This window comes from Clostridia bacterium, from assembly GCA_017405765.1.
GTDB lineage: Bacteria > Bacillota > Clostridia > Oscillospirales > RGIG577 > RGIG577.
This window is the reverse complement of sequence record JAFQZS010000027.1, coordinates 22,091-39,341: the sequence shown is the minus strand read 5'-3', so window position 1 is coordinate 39,341 and position 17,251 is coordinate 22,091. Positions and strand designations below refer to the sequence as shown.

The following is a 17,251-nucleotide window of genomic DNA, read 5'->3' as shown; positions in this document are numbered from 1 at the left end:
CTATCGCCTCATTTCCCACGCCATGTCCCAAAAACGCTCTTCAAGCACGGAGCATACGGTGAATATTTCCGAAATGCGCCGTATCTCGCGTTCGCTCTTGCCCGCGCAGAGACGCTCCGTCATAGCCGTAAGCTTTTTATTCTCCTCGGCGTACTCCTCGTTCGAGTAGCCCTCCACCCATTCGCCGTAGAACGGATGCTTCGCCGCGTCGGGATTTTTCTTAAGTATATTCTTAGCTATGACCTCGTAGCTGAGCGCGCACGCCAAAATAGACGCCGCCGCCTCCGCCGCGCCGTATTCGTATGCCGTGCGAAGCATATACGAGCCGTAAAGCGCCGTATCGGGCGCGGCGGGCGTGTTCTCCGCCTCCGAAAGCGATATGCCCAGCCGCTTCATATAGCCTCTGTGGATATCCATTTCAACGTCGAGTATATGATGAAGATAATTCGCAAAATAGCGCATCGTCTCCGTATCCTCGGCCTTTGACACGCCGAGCGCAAACACCTTTGCGTAGTCAATGAGATAGAGATAGTCCTGTATCATATAGAATTTGAACTTCTCGCGGTCAAGACTTCCGTCTCCGAGTCCCAAAACGAACGGATGGCTGTCGTAGCGCGCCCAGATATCTTTCGTTTCGTCCAAAAGACGAGCTGCAACGGACATAAGCTCACCTCTCCTCGGCGAAATAGCCCGTCACGTTGAAGGCATGCTTCATCGGACCGGAGCCTCGGCCTAAATCGAGCATCGCTTCGAGCGCGCCGGAGATATACTCCTTCGAGCGCTCCACCGCCGTGTCCATATCGAATCCCTTCGCAAGATTCGACGCTATCGCGCTCGAAAGCGTGCAGCCCGTGCCGTGCGTGTTGGGATTGTCTATGCGTCTGCCCTTGAACCATTTGAAACCGCCGTCGCGGTATAAAAGGTCGTTCGCGTCGTTTAAGCTGTGGCCGCCCTTCAAAAGCACGGCGCAGCCGAATTCGTCGCCTATCTTCTTTGCTGCCGTCTCCATATCCTCGGCGCTCTTTATCTCCATGCCCGAAAGGATAACGGCTTCGGGGATATTCGGGGTCACTACGTCCGCCATCGGTATAAGATACGTCTTTAACGCTTCTACCGCGTCGTCGTTTATGAGCTTCGAGCCGCTCGTAGCCACCATAACGGGATCCAAAACGACGTTCTTTGCGCCGTATTGTTTCAACTTCTCTGCGATTACCTTTATCTGCGGTATCGAGAATACCATACCTATCTTTACTGCGTCGGGCGTAAAATCGGTGAATATGCTGTCAAGCTCCTGCGAAAGGAACTCGGGCGTTATCTCGTATATCGCCTGCACACCCACGGTATTCTGCGCGGTGAGCGCCGTAAGCGCGCTCATGGCGTACACGCCGTTTACCGTCATCGTCTTTATATCCGCTTGTATTCCGGCGCCTCCGCCGGTGTCGCTTCCGGCGATCGTTAATGCTGTTTTCATTTAAATCATCTCCCAAACAGATTGCATTACTTTTCTTATGCGACAGAAGGTGGTGCCCCCGATCTGCCGCTGTGTGTGCGCAAAACAAAAAGCGGAAAACCCAAAAGAGGTTTTCCGCCCGAAAGGACTTTCTTTTGCCCGCGGCTTCTTATTTCCCTACGTTGGCATTATCCAAATCAGGTTATGGGTATAGGCGAAAAGCCATTTCTCAGCCCGCTCGCGCGAGCTCCCCTCTTTGTTAATTATATTAACGCATTTGCTAACATTTGTCAAGATAAAATTGGCGCGCATAGGGCGCGGATATCTGCGGGCACTTTACCGGCAGCGAGGCGCCTTTGTCTGTATTACGCTTTTTTATTATCAGTCAATCGAATTAACGACCAGCATGATCTCTTCATAAGTCAAATCGCCCGGATTCATGCCGAAGTATATGCCGCTCATCACAAAATGAAAGTATCCCGTTTCGGAAATATTACTTGGGATGTTATCCGACGTAAGAATTGCGTCTTCGGTCTGCGGTTCAAAATTCGTCACCTGAACCGAATAATCTGCGGTATTCCCGTCGCCAGTCGTAAAATCGACCCTCAACATATAATACTTGCTCCCGTCCTTCATTGTTGTTTCATAAAGGCTTGCATTCCCGAAGCGGTACCCGTCAACGGCCGCAGACGGAAGATGCGTGCTCAATTTTTCAAAGCTGTACGCCTCATCCTCGGTAAGTTCTTTCAGCGATGCGTCCGCAATGTCCGCCAGGCTTTTATCTGCGGGATATACGGCAACGCTCGACACCACGGGATCAATGCCTTCGGGCACAGAGCCGCCGGGCATCACCGTACCGTCAACGCCCGTTCCCGCATCACTTCCGACAATGTCCTTTGTGCCGAACCAATTAAGATTGATGCCTGCAATTCCGATTATTGCAATAAGCGCCGCCAGACAGACTACGGCAGAAAAACACAGTTTTTTTGCCTTTTCGGTGCGTGACACAAAAATCGCCTTATCCTTTCTTTTGTGAACACGGCGGTTTTCCTCAAGTATTGCAGAAAGCATACGCTCGTTTGCGGAATCGCTCGGTTCGATTTTATCCCATGAAGCAATGATTTTACTGTTCTTCATTGAAATCATCACCTAACCTTTCTTTGAGGATGGCACGAGCTTCGTGCAGATAATTGCGGACTGTCGATTGCGGCTTCTTCATGATGTCTGCGATTTCCGCGCCGCTGTATCCCTCGCAGTAATACAGATAGACTACGGTCCTGTACTTTTCAGGAAGCTCCATGACCACATGAAAAACGTCATCTGTCTCAATTTTGTCCGGGCCATGAAGATCATAGAAATCTTCTATATTCTTCCGCTTCCGCCACCAATGCCGCAGAACATTTTTACATACGTTTGAAGCGGTTCTTATCAGCCATGCCTTTTCATGATTTTCACTGCAAAAAGCGGGAGCGCTCTTGATCAGCCGAAAGAATGTATCCTGAACCGCATCCTCTGTATCGGCGGGATTTTTCATATAAGCAAAGCAGACCCGATAAACCGTCGTAACGTGGCGTACATAAATTTCCGCAATCTCTTTGTCAGTGCGCAGCAAAGATTTTGACATCTCGCCTTGCCTCCTTTCACTGCTAATACAATTGATGACGCCAAAATGTCGGATAAATTGAAGTAATTTTTTATAAAATTATAACTCTGTTTTTTTGTAAACGCCCTTACCGCCTCAAAACTTCGCCCTCGCGCATGCATACGCCGCTTAAATGTGGTAATATGAATATATCGTACAAGGAGGCTCATATATGATAGATAAGGTCACTCTGAATGCGGCAAACCCGCGCGACGATGAATACGGCCGCCTCATGCTCGAGCGCATGAACGAGCATCACGCGCTGCTGTATGCATGGGGACACGGACATATTTCCGTAGAAAATGCTAAGAATATCCTCGACGTCGGCTGCGGCGGCGGAAAAAACCTTTACAACATGGCCAAGGCCGCGCCGCTTTCGCATCTTTACGGCGCCGACATATCACAGGCAAGCCTTAAAAAGACGGCCTCGCTCTGCTCCTCGCTTATAAAGGCGGGACGACTTACGCTCACGCTTTCGGACGCAGACGCGCTTTTATATAAAGACGTCACATTTGACGCGGTAACTGCGTTTGAAACGACGTATTATTGGAAAAATGCCGCCTCCGCGTTCAAAAACATATTGAGTATGCTTTCCCCCGGCGGCGTTTTCCTTGTATGCAACGAGGACGGCTGTCTGTCGGGGAACGAGGAGATAGGCCGCGCGCTTTCTATGACGTTTTATTCGGCAGACGAGCTTGCCTGTCTTATGCGCGGCGCGGGATTTTCAACTGTTTTGGCCTATACTCATGAAAACGGGCGCTGGGTATGCGCCGTGGGTCGTAAGGATATATAAAAAAAGAGAGTGCTGTTATGACTGATCACATGAAAAACGCGGATAAAAAGGCATATGAGCATAAGATTAAAATAGCTGTGGCGGCAGATATACATTATCTTTCGCCCTCTCTTATGGAAAACAACGGGCTTTTTTCGCGTCTTGTCGTATCGAACGACGCCAAGACCGTAGAATACGGCGATGCGCTGACAGACGCTTTTTTCCACGAGATCGCGCAAATGCGCCCCGATGCGCTTATAATCGCAGGCGATTTGAGCTTTAACGGCGAAAAAGAAAGCCACTTGCGGCTTGCCAAAAAGCTGAAGCCTATAAAGGACGCGGGCATATGCGTGCTGGTTACTACGGGAAATCATGATATATCGAATAAAAAAGCGTTCTCATTCTCGGGTACACACGTAACAGAGACAGGATCCGTAACGAGCGGCGGCTTTATCGACATCTACGGTGATTTCGGATACGGCGGCGCAAAAAGTCGCGATGCGGCCTCGCTTTCGTATACTTTCGATCTTTGCGGTACGCTCATTGTGATGCTCGACGCGAACTCCCCCGCCTGCCCGTGCGGCGTGTCTTTAGACACTCTTTCATGGCTCGAGGCAAAGCTTTTTGATGCGCGGCGAAACGGGATGCGCATCATCGCAGTCGGACATCAGAATCTGTTTCGTCACTCCATATTCGATAAGGGCTACGTCATAAAGAACGCGGCCGCTCTTTACGAATTGTTTGAAAAATACGGCGTACGCCTCTTTTTGAGCGGGCATATGCATATACAGCACATTTTAACGAAGGGCGGCGTTACGGAGATCGCGACCTCCGCGCTGCCGGTAGGCGCATGTCAATACGGCGTCGTCACCTTGGACGGCGACGAGCTTTGCTATACTACAAGGCGCGCAGACGTTTCCTCATGGGCTCTTTCGCAAAAGATGAGCGATAAGAACCTTCTTTCGTTCGCCGATTATGCCCGCCGCCGCATGGACGAAAAGACAGCGCTTCAAACGACTAAGGAGCTTTCGGATAAGCCCTTCTCATCCGATGAAAAGCGTGCGATGATATCATATGCGCAGGAAGCGAATTTCGCCTATTTTTCGGGCGACCTGCGCTCTCTTGAAGACCGTGACCCAAACGGACGCCTCGGCGCTCTGTGGGAAAGGAGCGGCACGTTCACGGGGCGGTATCTTTCGTCGGTGCGAAAAGAAGCGGGACGCGACCATACGCGGTTTGCTCTGTGATAATAAAAAAAGACGCCCCCGAAAACGGCGCATCTTTATTTGCTATGCTTTTAGTTGAAGTTAAATATCTCAGTATGTAACACCCCAAAAGCCTTGACTTTTCTATGAGTTTGTGGCATCCTTAAAAAGGATTATTATAACCTTAGTCCTCTGAGGACAGACAAAGCCTCTGAGGACAGACAAAGCCTCTGAGGACAGACAAAGCCTCTGAGGACAGACAAAGCCTCTGAGGACAGACAAAGCCTCTGAGGACAGACAAAGCCTCTGAGGACAGACAAAGCTTCTGAGGACAGACAAAGCCTCTGAGACGCGTATTATGCCTCGGGGGATTATATGGTGTTCTTGCCCTCCTTCGAGACTGCCGAAGGAGGGCTTTCTCTTCCCTCCGGAGAAACTGATCGGGGAGGTGACAACAATCGGCAAGCATGTATCATCCGAAAAGAAGAAAGGAAAGGATCGCCGGGATATCCTTCTGATCGTTTTTGCCGTTATCGCGATCCTGGCGATCCTTGTCGCTGTTTGGGCTATCATGACGAGAAACAAAGACGCACCGACAAGCCAGGCGATCGAAGCGCCCGCTGCCCTGACCGAAACCCAGGAACACTTGACTGATCAGATCGCGCTGCCGCAGATGGCATGGATCAACCTGGACGCGGATAAGACGGAGCAGGCCAAAACATTTACCAATCCTGCGGAAAATTTTGCCCAGTTTCGCGTCACCATCTTCATGGACGGAGAAGTACTATGGCAGTCAACATTTCTGAAACCCGGCGAAACCTCAGCGCCGATGGTGCTGGTACATACCCTTTCTCCCGGAGAATATGACGCTAATTTAATCTATGAATGCGTCACTAACGACGCTGCAAAAACACCCTTGAACGGCGCAAACAGTCCTATTAAGCTGAAAGTCTATTGATTCAAGACATATAATACTACAGGAGGAAAGACCATGAAAAGATTTTTTGCTATCGTGCTGGCACTCACTTTGTTGTGCTGTCTGTCCCTAACGGCGTATGCAGACACCAGCGGCAGCCAGACTCTTACGGTTACGATCCCGGAGGCGCAGATCATCACAAGCGCAAGTGTGACGATCCGTCTGCCCTCTGCCGGAGCAAATCCGTCTTTTGCGGCAAACACAGCAGACGCCGAAAAGTATACCGCGCAAATCACCTCAGTTGTGGACGAGAACGGCAGCAATCTATATGACAGTACCACTTACACCTATGAAGCGGGAAAAACATACACGCTCGCCATTCAAATCGACCGTATCAATCCTTACAAGTTCGACAATACAGAAGGCGGTCTGAATACGCTGACCGTAAACAATACCCTCTCAGCAAATAAGAATACTCTAAATTAGGAAACCGGAATCTATACGCTTGAATACACAGTCCCTGCCGGGTCTTCTTCGAGCACAGCGATCACAGATGCTTCTGTGACTATGACGCTTCCGGCTGCGGGCGCACAACCCAACCTGAACGGAACAGTCCCCGACGAAGCTCACTATGAAGTAGACAGTATCGTAATCAAAGACGGAGATACTGTTATGACCGATTCCGATACATTTGAGGACGGAAAAACCTATACGATCATCGTCAAAATCAAAGTCAAAACCGGCGAAGAAGGAAGCTATACGTTGACAAATGATACGACGCTCACCGTTAACGGCAGACAGGCTACCCGGTATACCTCTCTCGGCGAGTATATCCTTTATTATACTGTCGAGACGCAGGCGTCGCCTGAGTGGACGCTGAACATCCCGGCCAGCGTGACGATCAGTACCTTTGAGCCGGACGGAACACCCATCTTCACAAGCGACAATACGTTTATTACCTGCGACGCCGAAAATCAGGATCTGCTCGGTCACAACAGGCGTATTTCCTACTATATGCAGCATACCGGAACTCTGACAAGCGGGACCAATACGATCCCCTTCACCGTAGTATATCTCGGCGGTGAAAGGGAGATCCCTGCCAACGAGATGCGCAGGCTTGGATATTACTCCTATTTGAACTTACAGGGTGGCAGCATCCCCGCCGGGTATTTTACGACTTCGTCTTGCCCTTCGGCACTTCTGATAATCACGGAAAGTGACTGGTATTCTGCTGTGCCCGGAACGTATACGACCACGGTCACTTATAGTTCCGCGTTGGAGAACCTTAATTAGACAAAACTGCTGATTAGATCGGGGTAAGACAGATGAAGAGAACAATCGGCATACTGATTCTCATTCTTACTCTTTCATCTGCCCTGTCCCCAAAAGCATATGTGGATTCATTCGGCACACGGCTCATCACGGTGTCCATTCCCTGCACCGTTACCCTGATCATCGGCGAACACGGCGCGGTGCAGGTAAAATGAAACAGGTATGGCATGACCCAAAGGTCATGCCATACCTGCCAATTGTAATAAAACTGTCTTATGCGGCGAAGCCGAAAGGCCGCGCCGCTTACTCTTTAAAAAATATCAATAATTCTCTGCGTTTATCTCGAAATAGCTCTGCGGATGAGCGCATACGGGGCAAAGCTCCGGCGCGTTCGTTCCGACTACGATATGACCGCAATTTCGGCATTCCCAAACCTTCACTTCGCTCTTTTTGAATACTTCCTGGATCTCAACATTCTTTAAAAGCGCGCGGTAGCGCTCCTCGTGATGCTTCTCTATAGCCGCTACCATGCGGAACTTGGCCGCAAGCACGGGGAAGCCCTCCTCTTCGGCAGTTTTTGCAAAGCCCTCGTACATATCTGTCCACTCGTAATTCTCGCCGTCGGCCGCCGCCGCGAGATTTTCGGCCGTATTGCCTATGCCGTTTAGTTCCTTGAACCACATCTTTGCGTGTTCCTTTTCGTTGTCGGCCGTTTTAAGGAAGAGAGCTGCTATCTGCTCATAACCTTCCTTTTTAGCTACAGACGAATAATACGTATACTTGTTGCGCGCCTGCGATTCGCCAGCAAAAGCCGCCTCAAGATTTTTCTCTGTCTGCGTGCCCGCATACGGATTTTTATTCTCTGTCTTTATTTCCTCCAACTTGTCGCCCTTTGCCTTGCATTTGGGGCATACAGCCTCGGCTGCGCTCGGAGCCTCAAACACCTCGCCGCATATCTTGCACTTGAATTTTGCCATAACTTTTACCTCCCTTTTTTATTTATAATTTATATTTATGGTTTTACTGTTCCAGCTTTTTTATTCCCGCGTTTATTCTTCTTAAAGTCTCGTCTTTGCCTAAAAGATACGCAATCTCCACGCCTCCGCCGGGAGTCACCGCCTTGCCCGAGACGGCAGTTCTCAGCGGCCAAAGTATCTGACCGTTTTTAACGCCCTTTTTCGCCACAATACCCATCATGGCGTCGTGTATCGCATCTATAGTCCACGTTTGAAGCTCGGAAAGCACAGGGAGAGTTTCCTTTAACGCCGCAAGCGAGCTTTCGGGAGTCGTCTTCATTTTCTTATGAACGTACATCTGCGGATCATAGTCAGAAAGCTCGTTTAAAAAGTCGGACTGCTCTGTAACATCGGTAAGCTTTGTCGTCCGCTTCTGAAGAAGCGTTGAAAGCGTGTAGATATCAAGGTCCTTGTCGTTTAAAAACGACGACAGACGATCCTTTACAATCTCATAGAATTCTTCGGGCGAGAGCGCCTTTATATACTCGCCGTTTAACCATTCGAGCTTTGCCGGGTCGAATATGGCGGGCGACTTGGATATGCCCGACACGGAAAACGCCTCTACAAGCTCGGGAAGCGAAAATTTTTCACGCTCGCCGCCGGGCGACCAACCGAGAAGCGCTATATAATTTAAGATGGCGTCGCTTAAATATCCTTTTTCTATAAGGTCTTCGTAAGATGCGTCGCCGTTGCGCTTGCTTAACTTGTTCTGCGCGTCCTTCATAACGGGCGGGCAATGAACATACTTAGGTATCTCCCAGCCGAACGCCGAATAAAGAAGGTTATACTTGGGCGTTGAAGAAAGATATTCCGAGCCTCTGATTATATGCGTGATCCCCATAAGGTGATCGTCTATGACGTTTGCAAAGTTATAAGTCGGGAACCCGTCGCTCTTAATAAGTATCTGATCCTCTATCTCGTCGTTGTCAACGGTTATAGTGCCGTACACCTCGTCGGTAAAGGAAGTCGAACCTCCGTCGGGTATGCGCTGCCTTATAACGAACGGCTTGCCCGCAGAAAGATTGGCCTTTACTTCCTCGGGGCTCAGTCTCAGGCAGCGGCGGTCATATTTCTGCGCGCCCTTATTGTCGTGGCCGTGGGGCTGCTCCTCTTCGTCCTTGCCGCAGAAGCAGTAGTATGCGTGACCGCGCGCAATAAGCTCCTTTGCATATTCCATGTAAAGGCCCATGCGCTCCGACTGAACGTAAGGGCCGTAATCTCCGCCCACGTCGGGGCCTTCGTCGTGCTTAAGTCCCGTCTCCTTCAAGGTCTTATATATAACGTCCACCGCGCCTTCAATAAATCTGCCGCGGTCTGTATCTTCTATCCTCAGTATAAAGCTGCCCTTATCCTTTTTCGCTATAAGATATGCGTAAAGTGCGGTACGTAAATTGCCCACGTGCATATATCCCGTGGGACTTGGCGCAAAGCGTGTGCGCGTCTGCATGGCGTTGTGACCTCCTTGGTAGTTCTTTGAATGTTTTTTTAAATTATATCATATTTGCTTCATATAATCCATACAAAAAAGAAATTATGCTATTCAATGCGAAAAAGAATTATAGACCTTTTGTTCTAAAAACGTACTTCCGGCTTTAAAGCAGAGGAATATTTTCAAAAATAAGCGAAAAACATTGTCAATCCCATATTAGTTATGTTAATATAAATAGAATAAATAATAATAAAAGAGGTGCCCTTTGTGAATTATACATTTTCCGATAAAATAAATCCCTTAAAACCCTCTGCTATACGCGAGATATTAAAATATGCGTCAAATCCCGATATAATCCCGTTCGCGGCGGGCAATCCGGCTTCCGAATCTTTTCCCGTTGAAATAATGGCAAAAATAAGCGCAGATATATACGCGCACGACCCCATTCCCGCGCTGCAATACGGCATATCCGAAGGCTTCGCGCCGCTCATCGCCGACTTAAAGGCGCGAAACAAGTCTCACTTCAACATAGGCCGTGATTTTGACGACACGGTGATACTTTCGGGCGCTACTCAGGCAATGGATCTCTCGACAAAGATACTCTGCAACGAAGGCGACGTCGTTATATGCGAAAGTCCGTCGTTCATCGGCTCACTCAATGTGTTCCGTTCATACAATACAAAGCTTGTAGGCGTTCCCATGGACGACGACGGCATGAACATAGAGGCTCTTGAAGATGCGATAAAGTCAAATAAAAACGTGCGCTTCGTCTATACGATACCCACGTTCCAGAACCCCTCGGGAAAGACAATGCCGCTTCACAAGCGCAAGGCCATGTACGAGATCTGCAAAAAATACGGCGTGCTTATATTGGAGGACAACCCCTACGGCGAGCTTCGCTTCGCTGGAGACGACGTGCCGACGATAAAATCTTTCGACGAGGACGGCATCGTAATATATGTGGGCTCGTTTTCAAAGACGCTTTCGAGCGGCATACGCCTGGGCTTTTGCGTAGCTCCGGGGCCCATAATCGCAAAAATGACCGTTGCCAAGCAGTGCTCCGACGTGCATACGAATATGTTCTTTCAGATACTTGCTCATAAATTCTTAACGGAATACGACTTCGACGCACAGGTAAAGAAGGTGCAGTCGATATACGGAAGAAAGAGCCGCCTTATGCTCGACGGCGCAAAGGCTCATTTCGACCCCCGCGTAAAGGTAGTAACGCCCGAGGGCGGCCTTTTCGTATGGTGCGAAATGCCCGTCGGCACCGATATAACGAAGCTTACGCGCGCGGCGCTCGACAAAAAGGTCGCAATAGTGCCGGGCAGCGCCTTTTTGGTAGACACGAGCGAAGAAAGCTTTGCGATACGCCTTAACTATTCCACTCCGTCCGACGAACAGATAGTGCGCGGCATGGAAATATTGGGCGCGGTAATAAAAGAAGAACTAAAATAAGCGACAAACTGGGAAGGTAACAAAATGAGCGATAAAAAAATAATTTTAAGCGGAATACAGCCCTCCGGCGCAATAACGCTGGGCAACTACTTAGGCGCAGTCTTAAATTGGGTAAAACTTCAGAACGACCCCGAAAGCCAGTACGAGTGCTATTATATGGTGGCCGATCTCCACGCGCTGACGGTACGCCAGGAGGCAAAGATACTTAGAAAGCGTGTGCTCGACACTTATGCCCTGCTTATAGCATGCGGCCTCGATCCTGAAAAAACGATGGTATTTATCCAAAGTCAGGTGCCCGCTCATGCGGAGCTTTCGTGGATACTCTCCTGCTATACGCAATTCGGCGAGCTTTCGCGCATGACTCAGTTTAAAGACAAAGCTCAAAAGCATAAAGACAACGTGAACGCGGGCCTTTTTACATATCCCGTGCTTATGGCGGCCGATATACTTCTTTATCAGGCGGACCTTGTGCCCGTAGGCATAGACCAAAAACAGCATCTGGAGCTTGCGCGGGACATTGCGATACGCTTCAACAACACATACAGCCCCACTTTTAAGGTGCCGGAACCTTTTACCGTAAAGGAAACGTCAAAAATAATGAGTCTTACCGACCCGACTAAAAAGATGTCGAAATCGGATACTAACGAGAACTCCACGATAGCCATTTTAGACGACCGCGACACGATAATAAGAAAGTTCAAGCGCGCCGTTACCGACTCGTTTGCAGAGATACGCTTTGCGCCCGGCGAAGAAGGGCGCGAGGGCGTGACAAATCTTTTATCCATATATTCCGCCGTAACGGGCAAGGATATGGACGTATGCGTAAGCGAATTTTCCCAAAAGGGCTACGGCGACTTAAAGCTTGCGGTCGGAGAAGCCGTATCCGATGCGCTCGCCCCCGTGCGCGAGCGTTTTGCGGAAGTTTCTTCGGACAAGGCTTATCTTGAAAAGATGTATACCCAGAACAGCGAACGAGCAAAGTATTTATCGAATAAAACGCTCTCCAAGGTATACAGAAAAGTAGGACTTATAAGATAATAATTTCTGTCTTTAAAAGGTGCAGTTATGATTTTTAACAATATTGACATAAATATCATAGCGCTCATTGCAGCTTTCGTGCTTTCGGGCGTCATATCGTTTGCCACTACGCCGCTCGTCAAGGTGTTTGCGACCCGTGTCGGCGCAATGGACGTGCCGAAAGACGACCGGCGTATGCATAAAACGCCTATTCCCCGCCTCGGCGGAATGGCGATATTCATGGGCTTTATCTTCTCTATGCTCGCGTTCTGCGATATAACGACGGAGCTTAGAGGCATAATGCTCGGATGCATTGTCATAGTCGTTTTGGGCGTTGTAGACGATATAGTGCAGCTTAAAGCAAAAATAAAGCTTGCCGGACAGGTCGTGGCAGCCGTAATACCGCTGTTTTACGGCGTGAGAATAGAGATGTTTTCCAACATTTTGCCCGTGGGCAGCCCTTATATCTCTCTCGGCTTTCTTTCCATACCCATAACGATAATATGGATAGTCGGCGTTACAAACGCCGTAAACCTTATAGACGGGCTCGACGGCCTTGCGGTAGGCGTATCGGCGATATCGTCTCTTTCGCTTCTGTTCATAGCGCTGTTTATAGCGGAGCCTCAGGTGGCGATAGTAATGGCTGCTTTGACGGGCGGCTGCGTCGGCTTTATACCGTATAACTTCAATCCAGCAAAGATATTTATGGGCGATACCGGCGCGATGTTCTTAGGGTACATCCTCGCTACGATATCCATAACGGGCTTCTTTAAGTTTTATGCGATAATATCCTTCCTCGTGCCGTTCCTCATTATGGGTCTGCCGATATTCGATACGCTGTTCGCTATCGTCCGCCGTCTCGCAAAAGGACAGTCGCCCATGACTGCCGACCGCGGACACCTTCACCACAGGCTCATTGACATGGGCTTTTCTCAGAAGCAGACCGTTGCTATACTTTATATCATCAGCGCGCTTTTGGGACTGTGCGCAATAATATGGGCGTCCGACGATATGTTCAAGGCGGTCATTCTGCTTGTGAGCATTTTCGTAGTGGGCTTTATCGCCTTTAAAATATTTGAACGCGAACGCGCGCACAGAAAGGCGCTTGACGAGCAAAAAAAGAAGGAAGATGAAGAGCGGCACCGTATTTTGGACGACGACGACATTTGAATAAAAGATTTCTATGAAAAAGATCGTTATTTCTATCGTTATTATCATAATAGTATGCGCGCTTGCCGGATGCAGCTTTTCCGGCGGAGGCAGCGCAAAGGACGGCTTTCCTTACGATTCGCTTGAAAGCGACTCCGTTAAAAGCCGCGACGATGTAGTTAAGCTTTCGCTTGACGGCGAAAAGCTCGGCGAGCTGCTTGCGCATATAAAAACGCCTGCCGAATATACATGGACGTGCCGCGTAACGTACATGTTCGATGAAGACGAGGCGTCTTATACCGTCGTAAAGCAGGTCTCGGGCGCACGCGAGCGCTGTGACAAATACTCATCCGCCGGCACACAGCTTATGTATTCGATATACGACGGCGAAACGCTTAGCGTTTATGACATGCAAACGGGCGAGACCCTTGTCCGCGAAGGGTTTGACTCTGATTATCTGGGAAGCACGGCAAGCCTTTGCGATCCCGTGCTTCTCCTTAAAAACGGACCGTCCGAAAACATCTCGGATATCACTTTCGAATATGAAGGGGCCGACGCCGTGATATCGTTTTCTTACGGCGATCCCGAGCTTAAGTTCATAGAAAAGTACGCTGTCCGCGCTTCCGACGGCATACCCCTGCGCGTTGAGAGCAAGCTTGGCGAGCAAACGGTGTATACTCTCGAAACGGTGGATATCGAATATTTCGTGAGCAATGAAAGCGTGTTTTCATAGCCTTCGATGCGAGTAATAAAGATAATATTATTAAAAAGCAGGCGCCTTTTTTAAACGCCTGCTTTCCTTTTGGGCCTCGGTCCAATAATAATAAGCGCGCCGAAAAAAAGTTGGGTAAAACTAATTTCGACGCGCTCTTTTTCGCTTACTGTATTGAAACGATTATCATTACGATATTGCTTTCGGGATTGTGGCTCTCTTCGCTCACGGTTACTCCCAGCTCATCCATGCGCTCTTTGAATATCTCAAAGTCTTCTTCGCTCATCTCGTAAACGTCATCTTCTTTGAGCGTATAGCTTAATCCGTCAAGCGATCCCTCAAGGCTCGACTGTGTTATCGTTACCGACGCTACCGTCGCATATTCGCTGTTTTTTAGCATATCGTCTTGCGGGGCGGATTGGATAGCCGCTACAAGCGGTACGCTCTCATCGGGGATGTCGGTAAAGTCCTGCGCATCGTCAAAAGTTTCTGCCTCGCTGCTTTCCTGCATTACTGCGTCGGCCGCATCGTAAGACTCTGCGGCGTATTCTTCAGCCGATGCTTTGCTACCGGACGAACTGCTGCCGGACGAGCTGTCTCCGGACGAACTATTGCCCGTATCCGCTGCGTTAAAAAGATGCGGTTTTTCCTGAGGCTTGGCCGCCGCTTCATCAAACTCGTAATCATTGATGTCCTCAGATCCATTGACTGTCTCATCGGTCGCACGATCATACATATTTTCGCCCATGTCGCTTGCGCCTTCGGTCGCATTTTCGCTTACGGCGCTTCTCGGGTTTTCAATTATTGCGTCTCTTTTATAGAGCGTGCCGTCGATCACATTATAAAACAGCACAACGACAAGCACCACGCACGCCGCCGCAAGCGAGAAATACGGCTTGAATCTTATTTTTTTAGGTTTGAGGCTCTGCGCCGCTATGCGCTCGGTGACTTCGGCCGCAAAGCTCTGCGGCACGTCCTCTTCGGGCAGCCTTAAAAGCGTATCTTCAAGCGCGCAAAGCTCATGATACTCATCGCGGCATTCGGAACACATTTCAAAATGCGCGTTGAGTTCTGCCTCCTCTTCGGTCGTTATCTCTTTGTCGATCTTCTTGAAAATAAGATCAATATACTCATTGCAGGCCAAATAAAGTCACCTCCCCCGTAACTTATTTTTGCCGTTTGTTCTTTATGACGGCCATGAAAGCGTTTTTGTTCCGCTTTCATGAAGTTGTTCTTTAATTTTTAATCGTGCGCGGTTAAGACGCGATTTTACGGTACCCTCGGCTATCTGTAAAACATCTGCTATCTGTGCGTAGCTTAGATCCTTTATATACCTAAGCATCACCACGTCACGCTGGTCGGCAGGCAGCGTGTCTATTATCTTCATTACGCCAAGAAGCGTCTCTCGCCCCTCGTAGCTCTCCTCTACAGAGGCCTTATTGTCGCGCGTTTCAAAGAAATTTTCATCGTCGATAGACATAACTACATTGCGCTTTATTTTCTGTGTTTTTCTAAGCCAATCAACACATTTGTTATACGTTATGCGGTATATCCACGTTGAAAACTGCGCCTCTTTGCGAAATTGCGCAAGATTATTGTATACCTGAATGAATACCTCCTGCGACAGATCCAGCGCGTCGTCCCGATTTTTCAGATACCTAAGTGCGAGGTTGTATACTTTCTTTTCATACTGCTTTACAATAAGCTCAAAAGCGTTGGTATCGCCGCCAAGCACTTGTTTTATGATCAGATCTATATTATCGTCTCTTTCCAAATCCTCGCACCTCCTTTATAAAAACGTATTCGTGTCCTCATACGATGCGATTATATCAGCCGAAAGCGAATAAAGCCCGTCAAGCGATGAAACGGTATTTGCGCGGTTCTTATAGACGGTTGCATTTTTTATGCCCTTTATGTACCAGTTTATATGCTTGCGAAACTCACGCATAGCGGCGCGCTCCTCTTTATAGGAACACATAAGCTCTGCGTGCTTTATCATCGTCTCCATGCGTTCGCGCATGGAGGGGCGCTTCGGCTCTTTGCCGCTTTCAAGATAAGAAATAATATCGCGAAATATCCACGGGTTGCCCTGCGCGCCGCGCGCGGCCATAACGGCGTCGCATCCCGTAAAGCTCAGCATATGCGCCGCGTCCTTCGCAGAAAAGATATCGCCGCTTCCCGCAACGGGCACACAAAGCGCGTCTTTTACTTTTTTTAAAAGCTCAAGGTCGGCTCTGAGCGCATAAAACTGATCGCGCGTGCGCGCGTGCAGCGTTATAAAAGATGCGCCCGCCTCCTGCATCCTCAGCGCAAATTCAACGGCGTTTATATGCTCCTTGTCCCAGCCGCTTCTGTGCTTTACGCTTACGGGAAGCTCTGTTGCGGCACATGCCGCTCTCACTATCTTTTCTGCAAGCTTGGGTTCTTTCATAAGGGCGCAGCCCTCGCCGTTTGATACTATCTTCGGCGCGGGACAGCCCATATTTATATCGTAGCCGTCGGGATGAAGCGAAAGCTTCGTTTCTATTATGTTTATAGCGCGCGCTATTATGTCGGGCTCGCTTCCGAAAAGCTGGATAAGAAACGGGCGTTCGCTTTCTCCGAATGCCAAAAGAGATTCCGTCTTTTTATCATTATAGCATATTGCTTTTGCGCTTACCATCTCTGAAACGCAAAGACCGGCGCCCATGCCCATGCAGACTTCACGGTATGCTCTGTCGCAAACTCCCGCCATGGGAGCCAAAAATATATTATTTCTTACCTTTATGCCTGCAAAATCCATAAATGCTCCCGCTTTCACATATAAAATCAGTATACATCATAATTTTAAATCGCGCAACTGTTCTATTTTGTTTGATACAGTTATGACCCGGATTTTTTATGTTTTATCAGTAAAATATTCTTTTTTTGTTATCTAATCATCGATTATAATCTCACATTATAATGTTTCCTATTGTTTTAGGCTTTTCAATAATAATATCACAAAGATAATATGTTGTAGCGTAGTCGCTGATGACTCTTGCAAAACCGACAAGTTTTTTCCATTATCCAGCCCGCACGCCATAACACGATGAACGCTGCATAGACTTTTCGATCTGCTCAGCTGAACGCTTATCTGCCCAATACGTAATACGAAGAAGTCGGATGACTGCATCGACGTTCATTTTTTCTGATCCATCAACAATGCTGTATTTCATCGCTATTTCTTCCCCT

Annotated in this window: 19 protein-coding genes and 1 riboswitch; of the genes, 10 read left to right on the top strand and 9 right to left on the bottom strand. The window is 48.8% G+C overall.

Features of this window, described 5'->3' with window-relative positions; all coding sequences use genetic code 11:
- The 4 genes from tenA to IJG50_04440 all read right to left on the bottom strand — a co-directional run bounded on the left by tenA (position 1) and on the right by IJG50_04440 (position 3,074).
- Entirely contained in the window at positions 1 to 663 is a 663-nt protein-coding gene (tenA, locus tag IJG50_04455; protein MBQ3379102.1) for a thiaminase II, read from the bottom strand.
- Positions 664 to 667: 4 nt separating this feature from the next.
- On the bottom strand, positions 668 to 1,471 hold the full coding sequence (gene thiD / locus IJG50_04450; protein MBQ3379101.1) for a bifunctional hydroxymethylpyrimidine kinase/phosphomethylpyrimidine kinase: 804 nt from the start codon (positions 1,469 to 1,471) through the stop codon (positions 668 to 670).
- 135 nt (positions 1,472 to 1,606) lie between these two features.
- Positions 1,607 to 1,714, bottom strand: a riboswitch (TPP riboswitch).
- Between the two features lie 117 nt (positions 1,715 to 1,831).
- Entirely contained in the window at positions 1,832 to 2,587 is a 756-nt protein-coding gene (locus IJG50_04445; GenBank protein MBQ3379100.1) for a hypothetical protein, read from the bottom strand.
- Positions 2,574 to 3,074, bottom strand: coding sequence for an RNA polymerase sigma factor (locus tag IJG50_04440; protein MBQ3379099.1), 501 nt, complete (start codon positions 3,072 to 3,074; stop codon positions 2,574 to 2,576). The genes IJG50_04445 and IJG50_04440 overlap by 14 nt, the downstream gene beginning before the upstream one ends.
- Positions 3,075 to 3,264: 190 nt before the next feature.
- Between IJG50_04440 and IJG50_04435 the strand changes: the two genes are divergently transcribed.
- The 6 genes from IJG50_04435 to IJG50_04410 all read left to right on the top strand — a co-directional run bounded on the left by IJG50_04435 (position 3,265) and on the right by IJG50_04410 (position 7,472).
- Entirely contained in the window at positions 3,265 to 3,885 is a 621-nt protein-coding gene (locus IJG50_04435; GenBank protein MBQ3379098.1) for a class I SAM-dependent methyltransferase, read from the top strand.
- A gap of 17 nt (positions 3,886 to 3,902) precedes the next feature.
- A complete protein-coding gene (locus tag IJG50_04430) occupies positions 3,903 to 5,111 on the top strand; it encodes a metallophosphoesterase (protein MBQ3379097.1) in 1,209 nt (402 codons plus the stop codon).
- Between the two features lie 406 nt (positions 5,112 to 5,517).
- On the top strand, positions 5,518 to 6,027 hold the full coding sequence (locus IJG50_04425; GenBank protein ID MBQ3379096.1) for a hypothetical protein: 510 nt from the start codon (positions 5,518 to 5,520) through the stop codon (positions 6,025 to 6,027).
- 33 nt (positions 6,028 to 6,060) lie between these two features.
- Positions 6,061 to 6,471: a hypothetical protein gene (locus IJG50_04420; protein MBQ3379095.1), complete on the top strand. Its 411-nt coding sequence runs from the start codon at positions 6,061 to 6,063 to the stop codon at positions 6,469 to 6,471.
- 75 nt (positions 6,472 to 6,546) lie between these two features.
- The gene (locus IJG50_04415; protein ID MBQ3379094.1) at positions 6,547 to 7,278 is read left to right on the top strand and encodes a hypothetical protein; all 732 of its coding nucleotides are present in this window, start codon (positions 6,547 to 6,549) and stop codon (positions 7,276 to 7,278) included.
- Between the two features lie 32 nt (positions 7,279 to 7,310).
- The gene (locus tag IJG50_04410; GenBank protein MBQ3379093.1) at positions 7,311 to 7,472 is read left to right on the top strand and encodes a hypothetical protein; all 162 of its coding nucleotides are present in this window, start codon (positions 7,311 to 7,313) and stop codon (positions 7,470 to 7,472) included.
- 105 nt (positions 7,473 to 7,577) lie between these two features.
- Here the strand turns inward: IJG50_04410 and IJG50_04405 are convergent, their stop codons facing one another.
- Positions 7,578 to 8,234: a rubrerythrin family protein gene (locus tag IJG50_04405; protein ID MBQ3379092.1), complete on the bottom strand. Its 657-nt coding sequence runs from the start codon at positions 8,232 to 8,234 to the stop codon at positions 7,578 to 7,580.
- Positions 8,235 to 8,277: 43 nt separating this feature from the next.
- Positions 8,278 to 9,720, bottom strand: coding sequence for a glutamate--tRNA ligase (locus IJG50_04400; GenBank protein ID MBQ3379091.1), 1,443 nt, complete (start codon positions 9,718 to 9,720; stop codon positions 8,278 to 8,280).
- 249 nt (positions 9,721 to 9,969) lie between these two features.
- On the opposite strand from IJG50_04400, the gene IJG50_04395 reads away from it, so the two are divergent.
- Genes IJG50_04395 through IJG50_04380 form a run of 4 tightly spaced genes read left to right on the top strand, consistent with a single transcriptional unit; the run spans position 9,970 to position 14,059 of the window.
- Complete coding sequence (locus tag IJG50_04395) at positions 9,970 to 11,160, top strand: PLP-dependent aminotransferase family protein (protein ID MBQ3379090.1); 1,191 nt, start codon at positions 9,970 to 9,972, stop codon at positions 11,158 to 11,160.
- A gap of 24 nt (positions 11,161 to 11,184) precedes the next feature.
- Positions 11,185 to 12,198 (top strand): tryptophan--tRNA ligase, encoded by a 1,014-nt coding sequence (gene trpS, locus IJG50_04390; GenBank protein ID MBQ3379089.1) that lies wholly within the window; start codon positions 11,185 to 11,187, stop codon positions 12,196 to 12,198.
- Positions 12,199 to 12,225: 27 nt separating this feature from the next.
- A complete protein-coding gene (locus IJG50_04385; GenBank protein ID MBQ3379088.1) occupies positions 12,226 to 13,347 on the top strand; it encodes an undecaprenyl/decaprenyl-phosphate alpha-N-acetylglucosaminyl 1-phosphate transferase in 1,122 nt (373 codons plus the stop codon).
- A gap of 13 nt (positions 13,348 to 13,360) precedes the next feature.
- Entirely contained in the window at positions 13,361 to 14,059 is a 699-nt protein-coding gene (locus IJG50_04380) for a hypothetical protein (protein MBQ3379087.1), read from the top strand.
- 145 nt (positions 14,060 to 14,204) lie between these two features.
- Here IJG50_04380 and IJG50_04375 read toward each other — a convergent pair whose 3' ends face one another.
- Genes IJG50_04375 through dusB form a run of 3 tightly spaced genes read right to left on the bottom strand, consistent with a single transcriptional unit; the run spans position 14,205 to position 16,820 of the window.
- Positions 14,205 to 15,182: a zf-HC2 domain-containing protein gene (locus IJG50_04375; protein MBQ3379086.1), complete on the bottom strand. Its 978-nt coding sequence runs from the start codon at positions 15,180 to 15,182 to the stop codon at positions 14,205 to 14,207.
- 42 nt (positions 15,183 to 15,224) lie between these two features.
- Positions 15,225 to 15,812, bottom strand: coding sequence for an RNA polymerase sigma factor (locus IJG50_04370; protein MBQ3379085.1), 588 nt, complete (start codon positions 15,810 to 15,812; stop codon positions 15,225 to 15,227).
- A gap of 15 nt (positions 15,813 to 15,827) precedes the next feature.
- Entirely contained in the window at positions 15,828 to 16,820 is a 993-nt protein-coding gene (dusB, locus tag IJG50_04365; GenBank protein ID MBQ3379084.1) for a tRNA dihydrouridine synthase DusB, read from the bottom strand.
- Positions 16,821 to 17,251 lie beyond the last annotated feature (431 nt).

Excerpts from the sequence above, each read along its gene's own strand:
- IJG50_04400 (MBQ3379091.1), bottom strand. The coding sequence starts at position 9,720 with ATGCAGACGCGCACACGCTTTGCGCCAAGTCCCACGGGATATATGCAC.
- IJG50_04385 (MBQ3379088.1), top strand. The coding sequence starts at position 12,226 with ATGATTTTTAACAATATTGACATAAATATCATAGCGCTCATTGCAGCT.
- dusB (MBQ3379084.1), bottom strand. The coding sequence starts at position 16,820 with ATGGATTTTGCAGGCATAAAGGTAAGAAATAATATATTTTTGGCTCCC.
- IJG50_04405 (MBQ3379092.1), bottom strand. The coding sequence starts at position 8,234 with ATGGCAAAATTCAAGTGCAAGATATGCGGCGAGGTGTTTGAGGCTCCG.
- tenA (MBQ3379102.1), bottom strand. The coding sequence starts at position 663 with ATGTCCGTTGCAGCTCGTCTTTTGGACGAAACGAAAGATATCTGGGCG.
- IJG50_04420 (MBQ3379095.1), top strand. The coding sequence starts at position 6,061 with ATGAAAAGATTTTTTGCTATCGTGCTGGCACTCACTTTGTTGTGCTGT.
- IJG50_04440 (MBQ3379099.1), bottom strand. The coding sequence starts at position 3,074 with ATGTCAAAATCTTTGCTGCGCACTGACAAAGAGATTGCGGAAATTTAT.
- IJG50_04435 (MBQ3379098.1), top strand. The coding sequence starts at position 3,265 with ATGATAGATAAGGTCACTCTGAATGCGGCAAACCCGCGCGACGATGAA.
- IJG50_04445 (MBQ3379100.1), bottom strand. The coding sequence starts at position 2,587 with ATGAAGAACAGTAAAATCATTGCTTCATGGGATAAAATCGAACCGAGC.
- thiD (MBQ3379101.1), bottom strand. The coding sequence starts at position 1,471 with ATGAAAACAGCATTAACGATCGCCGGAAGCGACACCGGCGGAGGCGCC.
- IJG50_04410 (MBQ3379093.1), top strand. The coding sequence starts at position 7,311 with ATGAAGAGAACAATCGGCATACTGATTCTCATTCTTACTCTTTCATCT.
- IJG50_04380 (MBQ3379087.1), top strand. The coding sequence starts at position 13,361 with ATGAAAAAGATCGTTATTTCTATCGTTATTATCATAATAGTATGCGCG.
- trpS (MBQ3379089.1), top strand. The coding sequence starts at position 11,185 with ATGAGCGATAAAAAAATAATTTTAAGCGGAATACAGCCCTCCGGCGCA.
- IJG50_04430 (MBQ3379097.1), top strand. The coding sequence starts at position 3,903 with ATGACTGATCACATGAAAAACGCGGATAAAAAGGCATATGAGCATAAG.